At 65.8% G+C, this 5,287-nt stretch carries 4 protein-coding genes and 3 pseudogenes; 3 read left to right on the top strand and 4 right to left on the bottom strand.

Annotated features, from left to right (window positions below; all coding sequences use genetic code 11):
- Both VGF12_RS08165 and VGF12_RS08160 read left to right on the top strand, forming a co-directional pair.
- A partial coding sequence (locus tag VGF12_RS08165) for a signal peptidase II (RefSeq protein ID WP_331175536.1) occupies nt 1-159 on the top strand: 159 nt, incomplete at its 5' end.
- Between the two features lie 3 nt (nt 160-162).
- Nucleotides 163-396: pseudogene (locus VGF12_RS08160) on the top strand (Tn3 family transposase); the annotation flags it as partial.
- On the opposite strand, the pseudogene VGF12_RS08155 reads toward VGF12_RS08160, so the two are convergent.
- Nucleotides 341-965 (bottom strand): annotated as a pseudogene (locus VGF12_RS08155) (substrate-binding domain-containing protein). The pseudogenes VGF12_RS08160 and VGF12_RS08155 sit on opposite strands and share 56 nt — an antisense overlap.
- Before the next feature lie 105 nt (nt 966-1,070).
- On the opposite strand from VGF12_RS08155, the gene VGF12_RS08150 reads away from it, so the two are divergent.
- Entirely contained in the window at nt 1,071-1,370 is a 300-nt protein-coding gene (locus tag VGF12_RS08150) for a helix-turn-helix domain-containing protein (protein WP_003282197.1), read from the top strand.
- 26 nt (nt 1,371-1,396) lie between these two features.
- On the opposite strand, the pseudogene mobH reads toward VGF12_RS08150, so the two are convergent.
- From mobH to VGF12_RS08135, 3 genes and pseudogenes are all read right to left on the bottom strand, one after another.
- Nucleotides 1,397-3,243, bottom strand: a pseudogene (mobH, locus tag VGF12_RS08145) (MobH family relaxase).
- Nucleotides 3,244-3,447: 204 nt separating this feature from the next.
- On the bottom strand, nt 3,448-4,368 hold the full coding sequence (locus tag VGF12_RS08140; protein WP_331175535.1) for a nucleotidyl transferase AbiEii/AbiGii toxin family protein: 921 nt from the start codon (nt 4,366-4,368) through the stop codon (nt 3,448-3,450).
- Nucleotides 4,361-5,119 carry a type IV toxin-antitoxin system AbiEi family antitoxin domain-containing protein gene (locus tag VGF12_RS08135; protein WP_331175534.1) on the bottom strand — a complete coding sequence of 253 codons (759 nt, stop codon included), beginning with the start codon at nt 5,117-5,119 and terminating at the stop codon, nt 4,361-4,363. Before VGF12_RS08135 ends, VGF12_RS08140 begins: the two co-directional genes overlap by 8 nt.
- Nucleotides 5,120-5,287: the final 168 nt, after the last annotated feature.

Here is a 5,287-nt window from a genome sequence, read left to right as displayed (position 1 = left end):
GGTCAGGTTGTGGACTTCCTCGACTTCCACTGGCAGGGCATGCACTGGCCCGCGTTCAACCTCGCCGATGTTGCGATCTCCATCGGAGTCGGCTGTTTGATCGCTAGGTTCCTTGAAATTCGAGACAAGGGTAACAAGGGTAGATTGTTGTCAGGATGAGCTGCGACGCAGGCGCTGCGCGACTCCGGCAACGGGATCGACGACGGGTTGCTGCAATACCTGTCGCCGCTGGGCTGGGAGCACATCAATTTGATCGGCGACTACGTATGGCGGCAGAGCCGGAGGGCCGAAGACGTGCAGTTCCGGCCGTTACGCATCAATGGGAAGGCCAGCGCATCAGTCAGGACACCAAGCGCGCGCGGCGGGCGAATCTTGCCTGGGTGTCCGACAAGGTAGCGTTGCGGCGGAGCAGGTAAGCCATCACGATCATTGGTGCGCCGGCCAGCGGCCGTACGGCGATGCCTCGGCGTAGGTAGCTCGCCAATCTCGCGGCGGGCGCAATGGCGATCCCGTACCCGGCGGCAACCAACGTCATCGCCACATCGAATGTCTCCACCGCTTGCTCTCGCTCCTGCAGCGCGTTCTCGAACACACGCTGCACGGTCATGCGCCATGGTTCATCGGCCGTGGACTGCGAGCAGATCAAGGGCTGCTTGAGCACTTCACCGCACGGCACTTCACGGTAGGCCAGCAGATGGGAGCGCTCGGCCACGGCGACCGCCAGCGTGTCATGCCACAGCGGTTCGCATACCCAGTCAGGCCACTGCCGGGCAACCGCAGACAAGGCGAAGTCGAAGCCGTCGTCCGGCAGCTCCGCGCGTCGACCGGGATCTGTCCACCAGGCCAGGACGGCATGGGTCCGGCTCTTCGGCACGCTGCAGGGCGAGCACGTCGGCGAGCTGGGGAGGCACCCATTCGCCGAGGACGGCCATGCGAATTTCGGCGGTGATGTCACTCGATTCCACGTCCAGCTCCCCCAGGCGGTGAACTCGTGGCAACTGATCTCGAAGCCGTTGGATGAGTTAAGTTTAACGTGGTTTAAATCGTGACCGTGTTCGACGCTCTTGGCAATGCCAAAGCGTTCGATCCAAAGGGGCCGCCCCACCGGCACCACTACCTACGAAGCGGAACCAGCCATCGCGTTTGGGGCTGCCGTGCGGGAAGAAAGAACCAACCAGGGCATCGCTCAGGAAACGCTGGCCCACATGGCCGGCATCGAACGGTCGCACATGGGCAAGATCGAGCGCGGCGAGCATGTCCCCACGCTCCCTCTCATCCTCAAGATTGCCCGTGCGCTGAAATGCAGTTCCGCCCACTTGATGACTCTGACCGAAGCCAAGCTGGCAGAGTCGGCCCCATCCGCGGATTGAAGCCGGCCCGCACAGCGGTCGCATGCCTACGCCTGATCGTCGTCCTTGCCCCCAAGGGCTGAATCTTCGCGCTTTGCGGCCCCGTTGACGAGCCGCAGGTATGGGTTGTCTGGCGGCGTCTCCTGGAACAGCGCATCCGGGCTGGCGAGCAGGTAGCCGTGCAGCCGGCGCGACTTGCGCGGCCCCGTGACTTCGCAGGTCCAGATGTTCAGCCCGCTCGGCTGCTTGCGGTGCTGTCCCAGTTTCTCGAAGCGCTTCTGTACCCACTGCCACCCCTCCAGCTTCTCCTGCTTGGCCAGCGCGGCGACTTGAAGGTACTCCTGCGCGTAGCGCTGGAACACGCCGGGGCTGACGAGGTAGGTTGTACCGGCGACGGCATGCACCAGGGCCTTGGCGTCGTTGATGATGAGCTTGCGCGTCTGGATGCTCTGACGCAGCCAGGCCATGAAGTGCGCCCCGGAGGGCTGCGCGCGATCCTGGGCAGGCGCGAGGCTCATCTGCGACGGGGGCACGGTCGATGGGGCCGGCTCGGACTCGGCAACAGGGCAACTCGGGGTCTCCGGCGCGGTGGGTGGAGCGGTGTCGCCCAGCAGGTCGAGCAGCGCGGCCCCGCCGGTGTCCATGGCTGCGGATGCGATCGGCGCCGCGCTCGCGGGTGCAGCTTCGGTGCCTTTCACGCGCGGCCCATCGGCCACCGCCGGCGCCTGCGGCTCCGCCTGTTCCTCTTCGACCTGCACACGGCCTGCGAACGGCGCCGGCCGGTCGGCGGCATCCCAGATCATCGCCGGCGAGAGCTTCAGGAAGGTGAAGGCGTGCGACCAGCCGGCGTCGCTGGTGACGGTAGCCTTCCAGATCGCCTTGCCATCCGGCGTCGGTTGCACGATGCCGTGATCCTGCAACACGTTGAACACCGCCGTGTTGCTCGCCGGGATGCCGTCGATGCCCTGCGACAGCAGATGCGCGCGCAGCTTGTCGGAGACGGTCTTGCTCACCCCAGCCACAAGGCGTCTTGGGTCAGCCAACCGTCCGCCGGGCCGGCCTGGTTCAACTTGAATTCTTCCTTGAGCAGGTAGCGCAAGCCGTCGAGCAATTTGCGTTGCAGCGCATGCTTGGGCGCCGCCAGCGCCTTGCTGGGATCGCCGCCGAGTTCCTGGGCGACCGATGCCTGGTCGGCCTGCACGACGAGCTCGCCGAGCGTGCCGGCGTGCTCGTACTGGCCGGCCAGCACGTACAGCAGCGCGGCCCAGAGGTCGGGATAGCCGCTGAGCCAGTCGAAGATGTCCCGATCGAGAAGGCGCGCGTAGAGCAGCCCGGTGGCGGCGCTGTGCAGGCGGTACTCGCGCTCCTTTCGGTAACGGAAGCGGTAGGGCTTTCGCAGCGGGCCGTGCCAGGGATGCCAGACGCTGCCATCGTCATGCTCGACGTGCAGATCGACCGCAATCTTGCCGATGTCGTGCAGCAGGGCCGCGTAGGCCGTGCCTGCGGTCCAGGCTTCGGCCTGGGCCGCCTGTGCCTCCGGCGTGACGCCCGCAGGCAGCAGGTATGACTGCCGCAATTTCAGCGCATAGGCGACGATCTCCAGGCCGTGGTCCAGCATGCCGCCCGGATAGGCGTGGTGGTGGTTCTCGGAGGCCGGGAACTGCTGGACCAGCTCGGCGTAGCGCTCCAGTGGGGCGAGGTAGAGCGTGGCGAACTGCCGGCGCGAGAGCGATGTGCGCTGCCAGATATGCTCTAGCAGTTTCTGCCGGCGCGGCGTGGCCAGCGGCGATGCGGCCGACTCCGGCCGCATCGACCCTTTCGGAGTTTCGATGGCGGATGTGGCCGGTGTGCCGGCGGTGGGTGGCACCCGTTTGCGCTGGAACAGCGAGAGCATGGCGAACCCCGGATGACGGGCTGCTCGGGGGCGCCTTTTGGCCTTTTCAGGATAGGGCCTTTCCCCTTGGCGCCCTTCCTTTGCCCCTTCCCAACCCTTTGGCCTTTGTCGGAAGCCTTTGGGTATAGGGCCGCTGCTGCGCGGGTGCCACGATGAATGCGGCATGGGGCAATCCCGGCAAGCCGGAAGCTGCGGGGATGTTCGTCAGCTCTGGCCCAAGCCGGTGTCGAGGGCGGCGGATTGCGCTGCGAAGTCGTCGGGACGGCGCTTGCGGAAGGTTTCGAGATTGGCGAGCTTCCAGCGCAGTGCCGGCAGTTGCGCGGCGTGCTGGCACTGCACCAGCGACCAGTCCGGTTCTGCGCGCGCCAGCCCGCTCAGAAACTGCTTGTGCGCGGTGCTCAGTCGCTGTGGCAGCTCGCGCCGCATCCTGGCGCGAGCGTCGAGCAGTGTCTCCAGGGAGCAGTCCACTTCGGTCATGCCGACAAAGGCCCGCTCGTACTCGCCGGCGATGTCCTTGTCGTTGCCGAACAGCACTTCGTGGGGCGGCCGGTTGTGGCCCGCCAGATAGATCACGAAGCACTCGACCATGCCGTCGCTGATGTCGCCCGATTCGTAGAGCTGCCACACGTCGAACAGATCACGCGGATGCTGTCGATCCAGCGCAGCCACCAGCTTGCTGGCGTACAGCTCGTCCGGTGCCAGAACCGGCAGCTCGAACTCGACGCCGAACAGATCGCTGGTCCTGGCGCTCAGTGGTCGCCGCTCGACGGGCAGCACGCTGCCTCGGAACACGACGTTGACCTCGATCTTCACCTGGCCGGCGTCGTTCTCGACGATCAGCTTGGTGTCCCCCAGGTCCTTGGCGCGAACCAAGCGTGTCTGCACGCCCAGTGGTGCAACGCGCGTGGCGATGGCGGCCAGCTCCTGGTTGATGGCTTGCAGCGCTTCGTCGCGCGGCGTCTGCCACGGGAGGTACACCACGTCGATGTCCACCGACAAGCGTGGCATGTCCTGCACGAAGAGGTTGATGGCCGTGCCACCCTTCATGGCGAAGATGTCGTTGGCGAACACGTCGGGTGCGACGGCCAGCAGCAGGCGAACGGTATCCGCGTAGGTCTTATCCATGAGGTCTCAGGCTCAGCAAGGTGCCGTCATCGAGCCGGCTCATCCAGCGCGTGTTGCTGCCGGTGCGAACCGGATACTGCTCCAGCAGGGCGTCGACATCCACGAGGCTGGTCTCGCGCGCCCAGGTGAGGAACAAGCGCACGGCCTTCACGCTGGCGCAGCAGGACAGCAGTTGCCCGAGCAAGTCCTTGCGGGGGGAACGCAGTCCATCGAAGAGGTTGCGGGCCTCTTCGAGGCTCTGCTTGATGCCGGCTTCGTACAGCAGCTCCAGAACGGCACGCTCGGGGGCTGCCACCCGCAGATCCTCGGGCAGGCCAGGCGGCGTGGTCAGGGTCTTGCCGGCCAGCACCGTGTCCGGCCAGTCGAACAGGCGGGCGTGGACGTAGCGGGCCGGAAAGCGCGAAGTGAACCAGGCCGGCAACGCGAAGCGACCGTCGCCCCACAGCACCAGCGCCTCCCGGCTGCCCAGGTTGTGCCGCACCCCCTGCAGGGCCAGGGCACTCTTGCCGCCGACGTGCAGGCCGGGCACGCGCTGTTGCAGGAACTTCAGCGCACCGTAGACCCCGAACTCATCGTTCGGGAAGGCATAGACGCCATGGGCCAGGCGCACGAGCCACCCGCCGTCGGCATAGTGGGCGGCGAGCTGGGGCGACACCCCGAACTGGCTCAGGGTGGCAAGGTCGAACGGCGCCCCGCGGGGGAGTCCCGCCTGCAGTCGCTTGATTACCTGGTGCCTAGAATTTCCATCCATGTTATAAAATTAACACAGAATCCAATCGACCCCTAGAGCCATTGCAAGAGCGTGCATGGAAAGTAGCATAAGGTTTGATTTATAGTGCAGAATCTAATCGACCTGCGACCCAGGCCGACCCGGCTCTGCCAGCCGCAACCCGCCCTCCTGATCGCGGTCTATGCTGGA

The organism is Roseateles sp. (genome assembly GCF_036404855.1).
Lineage (GTDB): Bacteria > Pseudomonadota > Gammaproteobacteria > Burkholderiales > Burkholderiaceae_C > Pelomonas.
The sequence above is the reverse complement of the archived record's forward strand: the minus strand, read 5'-3'. Positions and strand labels throughout refer to the sequence as shown.